12 protein-coding genes are annotated in these 17,005 nt (G+C 67.1%); 7 read left to right on the top strand and 5 right to left on the bottom strand.

Annotated elements, in window-relative coordinates; all coding sequences use genetic code 11:
• Window positions 1–155 precede the first annotated feature (155 nt).
• The 3 genes from ABZ827_RS17670 to ABZ827_RS17660 all read left to right on the top strand — a co-directional run bounded on the left by ABZ827_RS17670 (window position 156) and on the right by ABZ827_RS17660 (window position 3,809).
• Window positions 156–1,679 (top strand): aldehyde dehydrogenase family protein, encoded by a 1,524-nt coding sequence (locus ABZ827_RS17670; RefSeq protein WP_357237995.1) that lies wholly within the window; start codon window positions 156–158, stop codon window positions 1,677–1,679.
• Window positions 1,676–2,509 carry an SDR family oxidoreductase gene (locus ABZ827_RS17665; protein WP_357237840.1) on the top strand — a complete coding sequence of 278 codons (834 nt, stop codon included), beginning with the start codon at window positions 1,676–1,678 and terminating at the stop codon, window positions 2,507–2,509. The genes ABZ827_RS17670 and ABZ827_RS17665 overlap by 4 nt, the downstream gene beginning before the upstream one ends.
• 415 nt (window positions 2,510–2,924) lie before the next feature.
• Entirely contained in the window at window positions 2,925–3,809 is an 885-nt protein-coding gene (locus ABZ827_RS17660; RefSeq protein ID WP_357237839.1) for a LysR family transcriptional regulator, read from the top strand.
• A 57-nt stretch (window positions 3,810–3,866) separates the two neighbouring features.
• On the opposite strand, the gene hpt is transcribed toward ABZ827_RS17660, so the two are convergent.
• Together hpt and tilS are read right to left on the bottom strand one after the other, a co-directional pair.
• Window positions 3,867–4,430, bottom strand: a complete 564-nt coding sequence (gene hpt / locus ABZ827_RS17655; RefSeq protein ID WP_357237838.1) for a hypoxanthine phosphoribosyltransferase — start codon at window positions 4,428–4,430, stop codon at window positions 3,867–3,869.
• A 1-nt stretch (window position 4,431) separates the two neighbouring features.
• Window positions 4,432–5,424 carry a tRNA lysidine(34) synthetase TilS gene (tilS, locus tag ABZ827_RS17650; RefSeq protein WP_357237994.1) on the bottom strand — a complete coding sequence of 331 codons (993 nt, stop codon included), beginning with the start codon at window positions 5,422–5,424 and terminating at the stop codon, window positions 4,432–4,434.
• Window positions 5,425–5,873: 449 nt separating this feature from the next.
• On the opposite strand from tilS, the gene ABZ827_RS17645 reads away from it, so the two are divergent.
• Window positions 5,874–6,962, top strand: coding sequence for a DUF4185 domain-containing protein (locus tag ABZ827_RS17645; protein WP_357237837.1), 1,089 nt, complete (start codon window positions 5,874–5,876; stop codon window positions 6,960–6,962).
• A 279-nt stretch (window positions 6,963–7,241) separates the two neighbouring features.
• On the opposite strand, the gene ABZ827_RS17640 is transcribed toward ABZ827_RS17645, so the two are convergent.
• Entirely contained in the window at window positions 7,242–9,713 is a 2,472-nt protein-coding gene (locus ABZ827_RS17640) for a VanW family protein (protein ID WP_357237836.1), read from the bottom strand.
• 339 nt (window positions 9,714–10,052) lie between these two features.
• Here ABZ827_RS17640 and gnd point away from each other — a divergent pair, with 339 nt between their 5' ends.
• Window positions 10,053–11,084: a phosphogluconate dehydrogenase (NAD(+)-dependent, decarboxylating) gene (gnd, locus tag ABZ827_RS17635; RefSeq protein WP_357237835.1), complete on the top strand. Its 1,032-nt coding sequence runs from the start codon at window positions 10,053–10,055 to the stop codon at window positions 11,082–11,084.
• 714 nt (window positions 11,085–11,798) lie between these two features.
• On the opposite strand, the gene ABZ827_RS17630 is transcribed toward gnd, so the two are convergent.
• Window positions 11,799–13,091 carry an acetyl-CoA C-acetyltransferase gene (locus tag ABZ827_RS17630; RefSeq protein WP_357237834.1) on the bottom strand — a complete coding sequence of 431 codons (1,293 nt, stop codon included), beginning with the start codon at window positions 13,089–13,091 and terminating at the stop codon, window positions 11,799–11,801.
• Window positions 13,092–13,374: 283 nt separating this feature from the next.
• Here ABZ827_RS17630 and ABZ827_RS17625 point away from each other — a divergent pair, with 283 nt between their 5' ends.
• Together ABZ827_RS17625 and ABZ827_RS17620 are read left to right on the top strand one after the other, a co-directional pair.
• On the top strand, window positions 13,375–14,733 hold the full coding sequence (locus ABZ827_RS17625; RefSeq protein WP_357237833.1) for a 3-oxoacyl-ACP reductase: 1,359 nt from the start codon (window positions 13,375–13,377) through the stop codon (window positions 14,731–14,733).
• On the top strand, window positions 14,733–15,599 hold the full coding sequence (locus ABZ827_RS17620) for a MaoC/PaaZ C-terminal domain-containing protein (protein WP_357237993.1): 867 nt from the start codon (window positions 14,733–14,735) through the stop codon (window positions 15,597–15,599). Before ABZ827_RS17625 ends, ABZ827_RS17620 begins: the two co-directional genes overlap by 1 nt.
• 158 nt (window positions 15,600–15,757) lie before the next feature.
• Here the strand turns inward: ABZ827_RS17620 and ABZ827_RS17615 are convergent, their stop codons facing one another.
• Window positions 15,758–16,936, bottom strand: coding sequence for a DUF3068 domain-containing protein (locus ABZ827_RS17615; protein ID WP_357237832.1), 1,179 nt, complete (start codon window positions 16,934–16,936; stop codon window positions 15,758–15,760).
• Between the last annotated feature and the right edge of the window lie 69 nt (window positions 16,937–17,005).

Here is a 17,005-nt window from a genome sequence, read left to right as displayed (position 1 = left end):
ACCGATGAATTGTGTCACGATCGGTCCTGTGCGCCGATCCCCGTGATCGGCCACGAGCGGTTCCAGCACGACGCAGTGGGAGAACAGCAGTGACCAAGAGCGAATCGGCACGACCCGATACCCCGCCGGCCGCCGGCCGGCCCCCCGACTCGGATATCCGAGTTCTCAATCCCGCGACAGGCGAGATCGTCGGCAGTGTGCCGGATACGCCGGCCGAGCAGGTCGCCGCGCGGATCGCCGAATTACGCGAGGCCCAGCGCGAATGGGCGGCCATCGGCGCGAGCGGGCGCAAAGAATGGCTGCTGAAGCTGCAGGACTGGATCATCGACAATACCGAGCATCTCGCCGACGTCCTCCAGTCCGAAACCGGCAAACCCCGGGTGGACGCCCTCATCGACCCGATCTTCGGCAGCGATCTGATCGGCTACTACGCGCGACGCGCACCCAAGTTCCTGGCCGACGAACACCCCTCGCCGCACAGCCCCCTGTCCCGGGTGAAACGGCTGACCACGGTCTTCGAGCCGTACCCGGTGGTCGGTGTGATCACACCCTGGAACTTCCCACTCGCCATGCCGATCCTCGATGTGATCCCGGCGCTGGCGGCCGGCGCCGCCGTGCTCTTGAAACCCTCCGAGGTCACGCCGCTGTCGGCCCTCGAACTCGCCCGCGGCTGGTCCGAGATCGGCGCGCCGCCGGTGCTGTCCGTGGTCACCGGAGCGGGCGCGACCGGTGCCGCGGTCGTGGACAACGCCGATTACATCCAGTTCACCGGCTCCACCGCCACCGGCCGCCGGATCGCCGCCGCGTGCGCGGCCCGGATGATTCCGTACAGCCTGGAGCTCGGTGGCAAGGATCCGGCCATCGTGCTCGCCGACGCCGATATCGATCGCGCCGCGCACGGGATCGCGTTCGGCGGCATGTTCAACTCCGGGCAGGTCTGTATCTCGGTGGAGCGGGTGTACGTCGAGGCACCGGTCTACGACGAGTTCATCGCGAAGCTGACAGCGAACGTCCGGTCCCTGCGCCAAGGCCGCGACGATCGCATCCCGCGCAACGATGTGGGCGCCATGGCCAACGAGAGTCAGGTCGCCATCGTCTCCCGGCACGTCGAGGAAGCGGTTGCCGCGGGCGCGAAAGTTCTCACCGGCGGCAAACGGACCGGCGAAGGCACCTTCTTCGAACCCACCGTCCTTGCCGATGTCGACCACAGCATGTCCTGCATCACCGAGGAAACCTTCGGGCCGACCCTTCCGGTGATGAAGGTCGCCGATGAGGCCGAGGCCGTGCGCATGGCCAATGATTCCGTGTACGGCCTGTCCGCCTCGGTGTGGACCGGCGACAAGGCCCGCGGCGAGCGGGTCGCCCGGGCGTTGAACGCGGGTGCGGTCAATATCAACGATATTTTCGCCAACCTGTTCAACTTCGCCCTCCCGATGGGCGGCTGGGGCGATTCCGGTGTGGGCGCCCGCTGGGGTGGCGCCAACGGCGTCCGCAAGTACTGCAAAGCCAAGGCCATCACCACGCCGCTGCTGCCGACGCAGGAACGCGAACTCACCTGGATGCCCTACGACCTGAACAAGATCCTGATCGGTCTGGGCGCCATGCGCGCGGCCGGTGCGCGCGGTAGGCGCCGGATCGATATCGCAGCCCTGCTCCGACTCAAGGGAGAAAACCGTTGACCAGAACTCATTCGATCCGGGGCAAGGTTGTCGTGATCACGGGCGGCGCGCGCGGGATCGGCCTGGCCACCGCGCTCGCGCTCGCGAAACTGGGCGCCAAGATCGCGATCGGCGATATCGACGAGAAAACGGTCAAGGAATCCGGCACCGACCACGATTTCGATCACTACGCCCGGCTGGATGTCACCGATCAGCAGTCGTTCACCACATTTCTCGACGATGTGGAGCGCGAACTCGGCCCGATCGACGTGCTGATCAACAATGCCGGGATCATGCCGACGGGCCGGCTGGTCGAGGAGCCCGATCAGATCACTCGACGGATCCTGGACATCAACGTCTACGGCGTGATCCTCGGCTCGAAGATCGCGCTGACCCGGATGCTGGAGCGCAAGCACGGGCACATCATCAATATCGCCTCACTGGCCGGCGAAACTCATATTCCGGGTCTGGCCACCTACAACGCGTCGAAGCACGCGGTACTGGGCTTCACCGACACGCTCCGCGAGGAGTACCGCGGTACCGGCGTGGCATTCTCCTCGGTGCTGCCGACCCTGACCAACACCGATCTCGGCTCGGGGGTCCCGGCCCCCAAGGGTCTACCGGCCGCCGAACCGGAGGATATCGCCGCGGCAGTGGTACGGCTCATCGCCAAACCCCGGCCGAAGGCGCGGGTAACGCGCGCGGCGGGCGCCATGTCGGTTTTCGTGAACCTGCTGCCGCAATCGGTGGGTGATGCCCTGGGACGGTCGATGGGATCGGCGCAAACCTTCCTCGGCGACGTGGACACCGAGCGGCGCAAGGCCTACGAGGAGCGCATCCGGAACAACTGAGGGTCCTTTCGAACGCGCGCCGCGGCCTGTCACCGACGTGCCGCGGCGCTGCTGTTTGCGATATCGAATAGGTATCGAAACCCTATTGTGATCAATGTCACTTTACAGGCATAGTCGGGCAGAAGCCGGGCGACAAGCGTTTGCCGCGGCCACATCGAGTAGACCCGCGACTTCATTTCCCGAGGTGGCACGACACATTCCATGAACAGCCCTACCACTGGATATGCCGGATGCTTTACGTCGTATCGTCCGCGGACGACCCGCAGACCGCGGGCCGTGAAACTCATGATGCACATCACCACGAGACCGAATAGGCTGTCACTAACAAACCTGCCGACTGTTTCGAGGCCGCTATGCGGACCATCCGAACATATTAGGGCTGGAAATTCAGCAACGATTCTGATAGCAAGGTGCTATGGACCCGCATTTGCGCGATCTGCGGTATTTCGTCGCCGTCGCCGAGGAACTGCACTTCACCAACGCCGCCCAGCGGCTGCACATCGCCCAACCGACCCTGTCGCGTCAAATCCGGCAGCTGGAACGTCAGCTCGATGTGGTCCTGTTCGATCGCAACCAGCGCAGCGTCGCACTCACGGTTGCCGGTAAGGAACTGCTCAGCGGCGCCCGCAAAATCCTCGAACTCTGGGAGACCACCAACGGTTCGCTGCAGGAAGCCGGCGAAGTACTGCGCGTCGGCCTGCAATCGACCCTGGGCCGCGGACTGGTCAACGATCTGGAAAGCGCCAGTGGTCACCGGCTGGCTCTGCACCCCGCCGCCTGGACCGACCCCTCCAGCGGTCTCGCCAGCAGGCAGGCCGATCTGGCGCTGGTCTGGCTTCCGCTACCCGATCCCAACCGCTACCGATGGCAGGTCCTGCGGACCGAGCGCCGCTGGGTACTGCTCCCGGAGAACCATCCACGCGCGAATCAGGAAATGATCGACTTCGCCGACATCATGGACGAATCGTTCGTCGCACTGCCCGCCGAGGCAGGCGCGGTCCGTGAATTCTGGCTCGGCAACGACGCCCGCAGCGGTCGTCCCGTGACGATCGGCGCGGAAGCCGCCACCCCGGAAGACCGGCTCGAAGCCGTCGGCCTGGGGCTGGGCCTGTGCCTGCTCGCGGAGAACAACGTACCGATGTACCGCTGGCCCGGACTCACCGCGCGGCCACTCACGGGTATGCCGCCGTGCGAACTCGCGGTCGCCTGGCGGGCCGACGATACCCGGCCGACCATCCTGGAATTCGGCCCGCGGGCCGTCGCCGGCGGTTTCGCGGCTCCGCCCGCGATCCCTGCCTGATTCCCCGATCCATCAGTGTGGGCGGGAGGGCTACCAGCCCTCCCGCCCACACCGGGTTCAGTCGGTTTCGCCGCCGTAGACCCGCGGGTGCAACGTGCCGATATAAGGCAGATCCCGGTAGCGCTCGGCGTAGTCCAGGCCGTAGCCGACCACGAATTCGTTGGGGATATCGAAACCCACGTTCGCCACCTCGACCTGTGTACGCAGCGCATCGGGCTTCCGCAGCAGGGTGACCACCTCGAGCGAAGCCGGGTTACGGGTGGAGAGGTTGCGCATCAACCAGGACAGCGTCAGCCCCGAATCGATGATGTCCTCGACGATCAGCACATTGCGCCCGGCGATGTCCTTGTCCAAGTCCTTCATGATGCGCACAACACCGGAGGACGAGGTGGACGAACCGTAGGACGAGACGGCCATGAACTCCATCTGGGTCGGAATCGGCAGAGCCTTGGCGAGCTCGGTCATGAAGAAGATCGCGCCCTTGAGTACCCCCACCAACAACAGATCCCCTTCGGGAGCGTCGGCCGGATACCGTTTGGAGAGCAGTTCGGCCAGCTCGCTGACCTTTGCCTCGATCTGTTCCTCGGTGATCAGGACCGAAGCTATATCGTCCCCGTACACGTCAGCTGGTTTCCCTTCGGTCGCGGCTCACCCGGTCGGCGCGGGCAAGTGTCAGCCTGCCATGCTCGCGGACCACGACCAACCTGGTCCCCCGCTCCGCACCACCCACCGCGACCCCGCCCTGGCCGCGCCAAGCCACCACCAGTTCGTCGATCGACCGGATATGCGCTCCGGTCACACCCCGGACCCCCCGGGCCAGCAACCAGGCACGTACGGCCCTGCTCCGCACTGCCGGAGCGGCGGCGGCGAGTACCTCGCAGGACAACCCGTGGGACGCCGATTCCGCTCTGACCAGCAGCTCTCCAGCGAATTCGTCGAGCGCGGCATTATCGTGGCGCAGCTGTTCGGCGGTGCGGGCCAGGGCCAGGGCCGCCGTACCGCCGAGAACATCCTCCAGTACCGGCAGCACCTCGGTGCGCAGCCGAACCCTGGTGAATTCCGGGGAACTGTTGTGTGGATCGTCATACGGCGACAGGCCCACATCCGCGCAGAACTGGCGGGTGACAACGCGGCGGACACCCAGGAGCGGCCTGCCCCACGGGTCGTCGAAGGGGGCCATCCCCTGAATCGAGCGTGCCCCCGAGCCGCGACCGAGCCCGAGCAGAACGGTTTCGGCCTGATCGTCGAGTGTGTGGCCGAGTAGCACCGGCCGGTCACCGCGTGCGGCCGCCAGAGCGCTGTAGCGGGCGGTGCGCGCGGCGGCCTCCATACCGCCGGTATGGCCCACCTCGACTGAAAGGACGCGTACCGAACGGCACCCCAGCGCCCGCGCGGTCGCCGCCGCCGTCGCCGCGACCTCGGCAGAGTCTTCCTGCAACTGGTGGTCCACCACGAGCGCGTCCACGGCCTCGGCCTCCGCCAGGGTGGCGGCGGTCAGCGCCAGCGAGTCGGCGCCCCCCGACAGACCGACGGCCACGGGCCCGGACGACCCGAATCGCCGCAGCCAGTCCCGGACGGCGTGCCGCAGGGTCAGCACGGCGGATGTCTCCGGCAACTGTTTCTTTGGCGCCGCCTGCGGCGTCGCGGGGTTCGGGGCCCCCTTGGTCTCGTTCTTCACTCCGGCGCTCCTCCGCTTCGCTCCCCCGCTCTGTCGCTCCAGAACGAGACGGGCCCCGAACCACCAACGCCGACCGACCGCATGCAGGAAACGGTGGCGGGGACACATGCGGGCCGACTGGCGGTAGGGGGATCAAACGCGCCCAGGGGCGGCGGAGGTTCGGCCGGAGGGAGGTTCGGACGGGGGTAAGTGCGGATCCTGCGGGCCAAAGTGCACCGTCCGCTCACCCTCCTACCTTCGCGAGCGGCCCCGCTTGTCACCTCCGCGACGGGCGCGTTGTCACCTTCGAGACGGGCGCGCCAAAACACAGCTGAAGATCGGCACACGGGTGCTGGAACATCTAGGCTGTCCTGCAGACCGCGCAGCCCCGCAGGAGGACCCCGAGAATGACACGCCCGCTGTCCGTACTCATGCGCGCCGGGATCGTGGGTGCTGCCGCCGCGCTCGTCCTGGCCGGACCGTCCGTGGCCGACCCGAACAATGTGAACCCGATTCCGGGGATCAACGGGCAGCCTCGTGGTCTGCCGGCGCTGCCGGGTGATACCCAGGCCGTTTTCCAGATGACCGGGATGGACAGTCCCAACAGAACCGAGCGAGTGAACGTGCTCGGCACCGATCTCGGGATCATGTGGGACGACGGAGCCGGCACCATGTTGACCGCGTTCGGTGATTCGGCGGGTCTCGGTTTCCCGAATCTGCTGGCCGGAAGCGCCTGGGCGTGGAGCAGCAATGTCGTTTTCTTCAGCCACACCCAGGATCCAGCTCAGGGCATCATGTTCGACGGCTCGGTCTCGAACCCACTGCCCAGCCCGAAGATTCCGGGGATCGAGATCAGTCTGATCCCCACCGCCGGTGTCGCGGTGGGTGGCGTGCAGTACATGAGCATGATGTCGGTGAAACAGTGGGGCGACCACGGCAAGTGGACCACCAACTTCGCCACCCTCGCCTCCTCCGGCGACGGCGGGCGCACCTGGACTCAGCTCCCCACCACCCGCCGCGGGAATGTGGACGGCTATGAACGTTTCCAGCAGAACGCGTTCGTGAAGGCCGACGGCTACGTGTACCGGTACGGCACACCGGCCGGGCGGGGGAACCCGGGATTCGTCTCCCGGGTGCGTGAGGCCGATATCGCGAATATGGATGCCTACGAGTACTGGGACGGGCACGGCTGGAAGGCGAACGATGCCCGGGCCGCCGCGCCGATCGTCGACGGCGTGGCCGAGTTGTCGGTGCAGTGGAACGAGCATCTGCGCAAGTTCGTGATGCTGACGACCGATCCGTTCAATTCGGTGGTGCTGCGCACCGCGGACTCGCCGGAAGGCCCCTGGGGCCCGCCTCGCGTCCTGGTCGAGGGCGCCGCGCTCCCCACGGCCTACGCACCGATGATCTTCCCGTATCAAACCGGCAGTGATCTGTACTTCCTGCTCACGGTGCACCGGCAGTACAACGTGCTGCTGATGCGCACTCGACTGTAGGTCACCTCCGGGCACATACGGCAGGCGGCGGCGCTCGATAACCGGGATCGCTGTGCCTCCGGATATCCGAGGCACGCTCACAGCGGGACTTCGGGCCGAACCTGGCTTCGTCCGCACAGCGCACCGCCTCGGACTTCGGCGCGCCGGGCCGGTTGCTTCCGGGGACCGGTCACAGGACCGGTCCGGTTTGTAGCGTGCCCACCACAATCCGGTCGCACAGCAACGGCCGGTGCCCGCGGGCACCGGCCGTAACAGCGGAAGTTCTGCGCGGGACCTCGCTCAGCGACCGCCCGCGCGACTGCCGGGACGACTGCCTTCGTTGCCACTACTCGGCACAGCTGTCGGATCCGGTTTGTCCTCGGGCTTGTCCTCTTCCGATTTCTGCTCCTCCGGTGATTCGCATTTCACCTCGGGCACCGGGTCGTACTTCACCGTCCGCGTATGCCGCGAAACTTCCTGGCCCGTATTGATATCGGTGATCACGCGGGTATCGGAGATCGTGAAACCCTGAGCTCCCGTGGAGGCGATGCAATCGTCGCCCTTGGGCAGGGTTACGGTTTCCGGCTCGGTCGGCTTGGTTTTCTCACCCGTGATGGATTCGACGTTCACCGTCTTGGTGCCCCAGATCCGCACCGTCACCTCGGAGCTGTCCGCGAAGGCCTGGATGTACAGGCCGTGCGGGGTGTTGTTGCGGAACTGCAGGTCGATGGCGCCGTCGAAAACCGTTGCTTCCCGGGCCGCCGGGTAGCGGGAGATGTAGTAGCTGTGTTCCGTATGGCCGGCGTCCTCGAGCCCGGCGAAATACGCGGCGTTGTAGAGGGTGGTCGCGAACTGGCTGATCCCGCCGCCGACGGCCTTGCTGGGGCGCCCGTGGTCGATGATCCCGGATTCCACGTAGCCCTCGGCCTCACCACGGTGCCCGGTGTACCCGTTGAGCGAGAAGGTCTCGCCCGGTTTGACGACAGCGCCGTTCACCTTCTGCGCGACCGTACGGATGTTCACACCCGACGGACCGGAGAAACCGCCGGTGGTGAACTCACCCATCGACTCGGTGATCCCGAGCGATTCCGCCGCCTGGGTGGTGAGCTTGGGTTCGGTCCGTTCGTAGATCGCCGCGGTGGTCCGCTGAGGTCCGGTCGCGGCCAGCATCGCCGGCAGTTGCTCCAGCGATTTCGCCCAGTTGATCTTGTCACCCACCACAGCGGGAACAACACTGGGCGAACCGGCGAAGGTGAAGGTCGCGTCCTTCGGTTCGACCTCGGTCGAGGCGAGCTGCGGAGCGAGCAGATCCGTGGCGACCTTGTGGTCGAATTCGACGCGCAGCCCGCCGTGACCGTCCGGCACGAAACTCACGATGGCGGCGATCTGATCCGGGTTCAGCGTCGCGCCTCCCGAGCCCTTGCCCGAATAGACCACCGGGGCGCTCACCGCCGGTTCGGCGATCTGGTGCAGTGCCTGTTCGATGGCGTCGCGCCGGACCGCGGGCGGTGCCGGGGTGACGGGGAGGTCCAGGGTGCTCGCGGTCGCCCACTGGTCGGTGAGCACGGTCCGCGCGCCGGCCTGATCCAGGACCCGGCCGGGCTTCGGGTCCACCGCGATGGGGCGGGTGCCCTCGAACTTTATGCCGCCCTCTTCCGCTGGATGATCGTGTACCCGCAGCTCGTCGAACGTGCGGGTGAACGCCGCCTCGTCGACCGTGCTGGCCACGGTGACCTCGCGGGTGGCGACGAAGGACAACAGCCGGGAGGCGGGGTTGAGCGGCTGACCGCCGACCCGCTCCCAGGTGCCGTCCCAGTCCACGCCCAGACCGGCGGCGCCGGGCACCAGCTGGGTCTGCACATCGGCGATCTTCACCGGGATCACCTCGCCGGAGCGGGCGTCGAGCGTGGTCTGCAGCTTCGCGCGGGCCTCTTCCTTTTCCATACCGCCGATCGCGATCCCGGCGACCTCTACGCCGCGCGGAATCTTGCCGGATGTCATCACCAAGTCCGCGATATAGCCCACCAGCGCGATTCCGAACACCACGGCCGCTACCAGCAGCACCCGCCGGGCAGTCGCGGAATCGCGCAACCCGGTACGAGCACCGCTCGGGCGGCGGGCGTCACCACCGGACCCTCCGGAACCGCCCGGGCGAGGCCCCTTGGGCGGCGCGGGCGGAACCGACCCGCCCTGGCCGAGGACATCGGTGGCCGCCGGATCTTCGGAGTACGCCGGCCGAGACACCGCGCCCTGGGACAGGCGTGCCGTGAGCTCCGCCGAATCGAAGACTTCTGTCGGGGCATCGGCGTCGACGCCCGCGGCGGTGTAGGCACCGGCGGAAGGGGCGGCGGCGTGGGCGCGGGGCAGCTGCTGGGTCGCGAAATCCGAGCCTGCCGGATCACCGGGGACCTGTCCCGGCTCGGATCCCGGGTGGGCGGCAGGCGGCTCGGCACCGGGCCGGGGGGCACGAGAAACAGCGGGGGTGGGTCCGGAGGTTGGAGCAGGCCCACCTGCGGATACGGAATCCGAGGAGGGTTCCGGCTGATCCGTCCCGGATGCCGAACCCGGGCCCGACGGCGTTCCAGTGGCCGGGCTCAACCACGAACTGCCGCCGCGCCAACCGGGTGCGACGGCATCCGCGGAATTCGGTTGCGCGGGCGGCGGCTGCTGCGGGCGGCCGTGGTCGAGCGGCTGTCGAGGGCCGCCGTCCATCGGCCGCGGCCGGCCGGGGTCGTGTCTGTCGCCGCGGTCGGTGTTCGATTCGCCGCTCACGAACCGTCCTCCCCACTCGATATGTCCGGGGACTCGCGGGCGCGAGCCTTCGCCAACGATAGTTGTCCGAACTGTAATCTTCAGTGCCTGATCGATCACAGCTGCGCCATCGGGTAGCCCGTACGGCGGCTCAGTTGAGACACTGCACGGTTGGGGCCCGGACAGCAAAGTGGCCCCGTGCAGTCGCCGGGTCGGGGGTCAGGCGAATACACGGAGCCAACCGGTATATCGGCACCGAGGACAGGTCGTTACACCCTTCTCCCGGAAATCCGAGCACGGCCGGGCACAATCGACTACAACGTGCGATCCGGACTCCTACCCAGGAAAAGGGGACGTGACATGCAGTTGGGCATGATCGGGCTCGGCCGGATGGGCGCCAATATCGTGCGGCGGATCGTCGCGGCCGGCCATACCGCGGTGGGATGTGAACGCCATCCCGCGGTGATCGCCGACCTCACCGCCGAGCTCGGCGACGGTTTCCGGGGCAGTACCGATCTGACGGAATTCATCGCCACCCTCGACACCCCCCGGGTGGTGTGGGTGATGATCCCGGCCGGCGCCACCGGCGCGGTCATCGATCAGCTGTCAGATCTGCTCGAGCCCGGCGATATCGTCATCGACGGCGGCAACAGCCGTTACCACGACGATATCGCCCGGGCGGCGAAACTCGGTCCGCTGGGCATCCACTACCTCGATATCGGCACCTCCGGCGGAGTCTTCGGCCGCGAGCGGGGCTTCTGCCTCATGATCGGCGGCGAACCGGACCCGGTGCGGCATATCGAACCGCTGCTGCGCGCTATCGCACCCGGCGTCGCCGCCGCGCCCCGCACGCCGGGCCGAGAGGGCGAACCCGGACCGGCCGAACACGGATATCTGCACTGCGGACCGGCAGGCGCGGGCCATTTCGTGAAGATGGTGCACAACGGCATCGAATACGGTGCCATGGCCGCGTACGCGGAGGGGCTCAACATCCTGCACAAAGCCGATTACGGCAACCGCGCCGCAGGCGAGTTCTCCGCCGAGGAGACCCCCCTCGAACACCCGGAGTACTACCGCTACGACATCGATATCGCGGAGGTCACCGAGGTATGGCGGCGCGGATCGGTGGTGGCATCCTGGCTACTGGACCTGACCGCGGCCCAACTCCACGCCGACCCGAACCTGGACTCGTTCGGCGGCCGCGTCTCGGATTCGGGCGAGGGCCGCTGGACCATCGACGCCGCAGTCGATATCGGCGTACCCGCCCCGGTACTTTCCGCAGCCCTTTTCCAGCGCTTCGCCTCCCGCGGCGAATCGGAATACGCCGACAAAACCCTCTCCGCCATGCGCGCAGCCTTCGGCGGCCACCACGAACTACCAGGCAACGAGTAGCAGCCCCCTCCGAGCCCGAACCACCGATCACAACCACCAAACCCACCCACGGCGCCCCACCCCTCGACCGGGCGCCGCACACCCCTTCCTCCACTCCGACCTCTCCTCCACTCCGACCTCACCACCCGCCCGACCCAGCCGTCGCCCCCCGGCGCGCTTGATCCCCTACAGCCAGTCGTCCGCATGCGCCCCCACTCAGCCGAACTCGCCGCCGCCCCCGGCGCGTTTGTTCCCTACCGCCCACCTGTCCGCATGCGACTCCGCCCCCGTTTCTCCGCATGCGACAGGTCCGCCTTGGTGGTTCGGGGCCCGTCTCGTTCTGGAGCGACCAGAGCGAAGGAGCGCAGCGACTGAGCGCCGGGAGTGAAGAACGAGACCAAGGGGGCCCCGAACCCGCGACGCCGCAGGCGGCGCCAAAAAACACAGCACCTTCACGGGCCGATCAGCTTCTCACCTTCACGGTCCAACCCACCCCCGACCTTCCAAGGCCCACCGACCTCGCCGCCGCCCGCGGGCGCGTTTGAACCCCTATCGCCAGTCCGTCCACATCCGACCCCACCCCATTTCCCCGCATGCGACCGGTCCGCCTCGGCGGTTCGGCGCCCGTCTCGTTCTGGAGCGACCAGAGCGAAGGAGCGCAGCGACCGACCGCCGGGAGTGAAGAACGAGACCAAGGGGGCCCCGAACCCGCGACGCCGCAGGCGCCGCAAAAACTCAGCGCTCGAGTATCGCCACCACTCCCTGCCCCCCGGCCGCGCAGATGGAGATCAGCGCCCGCCCCGACCCCTTCTCCGCCAGCATCTTGGCAGTCTGGGCAACGATCCGCCCGCCCGTCGCCGCGAACGGATGCCCCGCTGCCAGCGAGGATCCGTTCACGTTCAGCTTCGTCCGGTCGATCGCACCGAGAGCGCCGTCGAGCCCCAGCCGCTCCTTGCAGTACCGATCCGATTCCCATGCCTGCAGCGACGCCAGCACCACCGACGCGAACGCCTCATGGATTTCGTAGTAGTCGAAATCCTGCAGCGTGAGACCGTTGCGGGCGAGCAGCCGCGGCACCGCGTACGTGGGGGCCATCAGCAGTCCGTCGGGCCCGTGGATGTAATCGACAGCCGCGACTTCGCTGTCCACCAGGTGGGCGAGGACCGGCAGGTTGCGTTCCGCCGCCCATTCGTCGCTCGACAGCAGCACCGCCGAGGCGCCGTCGGTGAGCGGTGTGGAGTTGCCCGCCGTCATCGTGGCATCGCCGAGCTTCACCCCGAACACCGGTTTGAGAGTGGCCAGTTTCTCGACCGACGAGTTGGGACGCAGGTTGTCGTCCCGCGTCAGTCCGAGGAACGGAGTCACCAGATCGTCGAAGAAGCCGCGCTCATAGGCGGCGGCCATATTCTTGTGCGACAGATAGGCCAGTTCGTCCTGTGCCTCGCGGGCGACGCCGAATTCCTTGGCCGTGACAGCCGCGTGCTCACCCATGGACATACCGGTGCGCGGTTCGGCATTGCGCGGGATCTCGATGCCGACCATGCCCGGACGCAGCTGGCCCACCAGTTTGACCCGCTCGGCGTTCGTGCGGGCACGGTTGATGTTCAGCATCCATTCGCGCATCCGTTCGCTGACACCGATCGGGGCGTCGGAGGTGGTATCGGTACCGCCGCCGATTCCGGCCTCGATCCGGCCGGCCGCGATCGCGTCACCGACGGTGACCACGGCCTGCAGACCGGTTCCGCAGGCCAGCTGCAGATCGTGGGCCGGGGTGTAGGGGCTGAGCCGGCTGCCGAGCACGCTTTCGCGGATCATGCCGTGTTCGCCGACCCGCTTGAGTACGGCGCCACCGGCCACCATGCCCAGGCGTTCGCCCTGCAGACCGAATCGGCTGACCAGACCGTCCAGGGTGGCGGTGAACATGTCCTGGTTGGACGCGTGGGCGTAGGCCTTGTCGGAGCGGGCGAAGGGGATTCGGTTGCCGCCGAGGATGGCGATCGGACGGGTCGAACGGGGTGTGGTGGTCACTCGGGTCTCCCAAGGTGTCGAGTCGGCGAGATTATCGGGTGTTTCCGGGCTCCGGGCCGCGGTATCCGGCCACAGCGGCCGACGCCCGTCCGCGATCGGTTTACGATAAACTTACTCCGGAGTAAGTTCAATGTCGACACCGCCTCCGGCGACTGTGCGCCGGACAACCTCACGGCCTGGCCTCTGCGCGGGTCAGTGCCATCGAGGTCAGGGCCATCGGGGCATCCCGAGGCGGTCGCCGGTACCGAGACACCACATCGAGCAACAGGAAAAGGTGGGAACAGTGGCAGCCAAGAGCAAAGGCGCACCCAGCCTGTACGGATCGTTCGTCAACTCCGCGCCGGGCGGGTTCCTCGCGAACAAGCTGGGCCTGCCGAAGCCGGAGAAGCTGCGGCGCTATATCGCCGGCGAACCCGCGCTTCCGGGTCCGGTGCTGCTGGGCGGTAAGGGCCGAGTCGCCGAACCACTGCGCGCACTGCTGGCGGACGATTACACCTTCGCCGATTCGCTGACCACCGGAACCAAATACGGCGCACTGGTTTTCGACGCCACCGGTATCGGCAGCGTCGAGGATCTCTCGCAGCTCTTCGAATTCTTCCAGCCGGCCATGCGCAGCATCGCACCGTCCGGCCGGGTGCTGGTGATCGGAACGACCCCGGAACTCGCCGGGAGCATCGATGGCCAGATCGCGCAGCGGGCGCTCGAGGGCTTCACCCGTTCGGTCGGTAAGGAACTGCTGCGCGGCGCCACCGCCCAGCTGGTATACCTGCACCCCGAGGCCGCCCCGGCCGCCACCGGCCTGGCCTCGACACTGCGATTCGTCCTGTCTGCCAAATCGGCGTTCGTGGACGCCCAGGTGATCCGTGTCGGCAAGGACGACGCGACCGCACCGGCCGACTGGAACCGGCCGCTCGACGGGAAGGTCGCGGTGGTCACCGGCGCTGCTCGCGGTATCGGCGCGACCATCGCCGAGGTCTTCGCGCGCGACGGCGCCACCGTGATCGTCGCCGATATCCCGGCCGCGGGAGAGTCCCTGGCCGAGACAGCGAACAAGGTCGGCGGTACCGCGCTGGCGCTGGATGTCACCGCCCCCGACGCCGCCGAGCGGCTCGCCGAGTTCGCCACCGAACGTTTCGGCGGTATCGACATCATCGTGCACAACGCCGGTATCACCCGGGACAAACTGCTGGCGAATATGGACGAAGGCCGCTGGAACGCCGTCCTGAACGTGAACCTCGCCGCCCCGCACCGGATCACCCAGGGCCTGGTGGCCGCGGGTGCGCTGAAGGAGGGTGGCCGTGTGATCGATGTGTCCTCCATCGCGGGTATCGCGGGTAACCGCGGGCAGACCAATTACGGTGCCTCCAAGGCCGGCGTTATCGGCATGGTGAACGCCGAAGCGCCCGCGCTGGCCGAGAAGAACATCACGATCAACGCCGTGGCCCCCGGATTCATCGAAACCGCCATGACCGCGGCGATTCCGCTGGCCACCCGGGAGGGCGGCCGGCTGATGGCCTCGCTCAACCAGGGTGGCGAGACCGTGGACGTCGCCGAAACCATCGCCTATTTCGCCAGCCCGGCCTCGAACGCGGTGAACGGCAATATCGTCCGCGTCTGCGGTCAGAGCATGATCGGCGCGTGATGACCGAGACCATATCGCTCGACACCCCGCCGAAGAACGGCAGCCTGTACGTGAAGGCGGCCCTGGGCGCGGTTCCGCTGCCGTTCGTCTCCGGCCGCAAATCGGCGATCCCGGACCGGGAGGTCCGGCTCGACGGTCTGCGCGTGGATCCGGAGCATCTGGCCGCCTACTGCCGGGCCACCGGGCTCCGGTTCGGCGATACGCTGCCGCTGACCTACCCGTTCGTCATCACCTTCCCGATGGTGATGAAACTGGTGGTGCAGCGCGATTTCCCGTTCGTCGCCGTAGGCGCGGTGCACGCGGAGAACCTGATCGAACGCACCCGCGATATCTCGATGAGCGAACCGCTCGATATCACCGCGCATATCGAGAACCTCCGCGAGCACCCCAAAGGGCTGCTGGTGGACGCGATCAGCGAGATCCGGGTCGGGCGGGAACTGGTGTGGCGGCAGGTCACGACCTTCCTGCACCAGCAGAAGACATCGCTGTCGGGCGGGCCGAAACCCGAACCGAAACCGGAAGAGGTGCCGCCGCCCCCGCTGCGGACCCTGAAGGTGGACCAGAAGACGATCACCCGGTACGCCGACGCGTCCGGTGATCAGAACCCGATCCACACCTCGGCATTGGGTGCCAAAGCATTCGGGTTCCCCCGCGCGATCGCCCACGGTATGTGGTCGGCGGCGGCGATTCTGTCGACCCTGGAGGGCCGGGTCCCGGGCCGGACTTCCTATTCGGTGAAGTTCGGCAAACCGGTACTGCTGCCCTCGACCGTGAACGTGTACGCGGATCAGGTCGCGGACGGCTGGGAACTGGCGATGCGGCATCCGAAGAAGGGGTATCCCCACCTCACCGCCACCTTGCGCTGATCCGGCATCGCATGGCCGGATCCCGCCCCGAATCGCCGGGCGGGGTCCGGCCGTTCTCGGCGAAATGCGGGTGTACGCCGCTGTTCGCGCCCGGCCCGCGAATACAGAAAGGCTCCCCGACCATCGGTCGGGGAGCCTTTCTGGTCTCGCTGTACGACTCAGAGGTTCTTCGGCATCTTGATCGTCTCCGTCGGCGCGTCCGCGGAACCGGCCCGCGGAAGCGTGGTGGTCGGCGCGTCCGAATCCGCGGGCGAAGGCGCCGGGCCGCCGGGTCGGCTACCGGACGGGCCGGCGTTACGAACCGGCCGGCCGGAACCGCCACCCATGAGACCGAGCACGATACCGGCGATCAGGGCGATGACACCGACGATGCCGAAAACGATCGGCAGGACACGCCCGAACAGCGACAGCTGGTCGGTGTTCTCCTTCGCCACCGCGAGCTGCGATTCGACCGTATCGGCGTCGAACACCATATTCGCCTTCAGCGCGGGCACTTCCGGCTTGTCGGCGGAACGCCCGTAGAAGATGTTCAGCTGCTCCCCGCCCTTGACGATGGTGCCCGTCTGCGGCTCCACCCATACATCACGGACGTTGCTGTAGAAGCGCGACATGGTGATCGGTTCTTCGCCGCCCTCGACACCCCACTTCGCCGCGGGCAGGCTCAGTTTGTTGGTCGGCGCGTTGGCCACCTTGGAAAGATCGGTCACCGGGACGTTCTGCCGGAAGTGGTAGACCTTGGTGCCGTTGATCTCGGTCTCTTCCAGGAACTCCATATCGGTGGTGGTCCGGGCGAGAACGTCGAAGTACGGGTAGGTCTTCTTCTCGGTACCGATCGGGAACCGGTACTGCAGACCGGTGCGGTTCACCGGATCGGCGATGCTCTCGCCCTTGCTGTTGGTGGTCATCGCGATCGAGCCGTTGGGGTCGGCGGCGACGGGCTCACCGGTCTTGCGGTCGACGGTGATCCGGTCGACGTAGGCCGTCAGCACACCGGTATCGCCCGATTTGTCGATCCGGCGCAGGGTGTTACCGGCCTGGATCGTCATCTCGTCGGCGTCGGACGGATCTTCGACGGTGAGGAAACGCTGGGAGACGAGCGGAACGTTCTTGTTGACCTCTGCCGAGCGCCCCTCTTCGGTCAGCGATGTCGAGTCGAGGACCAGGCTCTCCTGGTCCTTCTGGTTGACCGCGACGGTGGTGATCTCGAGGTCGAGGGGAGTCTTGGCCATTTTGCTGATCGTGTAGGTAGGAATCATCAGCGCGGCAACGATCAGCAACGCGCCGAGACCCACGAGCACGCAGGCAACCGTCCTTCTGGTTCCGGCACTCAGTGCCATGCAAAGTCTCCTCGTCGTAGAACACAGGTCGTTCCGCGGGTACAGCGGGGCGCCGCGGCACTCGTGAGC

The organism is Nocardia sp. NPDC019395, assembly GCF_040632335.1.
Lineage (GTDB): Bacteria > Actinomycetota > Actinomycetes > Mycobacteriales > Mycobacteriaceae > Nocardia.
The sequence above is the reverse complement of the archived record's forward strand: the minus strand, read 5'-3'. Positions and strand labels throughout refer to the sequence as shown.

What these genes read in the sequence shown, in the direction of transcription:
- ABZ827_RS17660 (WP_357237839.1), top strand. Translation starts at nt 2,925, where the DNA reads ATGGACCCGCATTTGCGCGATCTGCGGTATTTCGTCGCCGTCGCCGAG.
- ABZ827_RS17645 (WP_357237837.1), top strand. Translation starts at nt 5,874, where the DNA reads ATGACACGCCCGCTGTCCGTACTCATGCGCGCCGGGATCGTGGGTGCT.
- gnd (WP_357237835.1), top strand. Translation starts at nt 10,053, where the DNA reads ATGCAGTTGGGCATGATCGGGCTCGGCCGGATGGGCGCCAATATCGTG.
- ABZ827_RS17620 (WP_357237993.1), top strand. Translation starts at nt 14,733, where the DNA reads ATGACCGAGACCATATCGCTCGACACCCCGCCGAAGAACGGCAGCCTG.
- ABZ827_RS17615 (WP_357237832.1), bottom strand. Translation starts at nt 16,936, where the DNA reads ATGGCACTGAGTGCCGGAACCAGAAGGACGGTTGCCTGCGTGCTCGTG.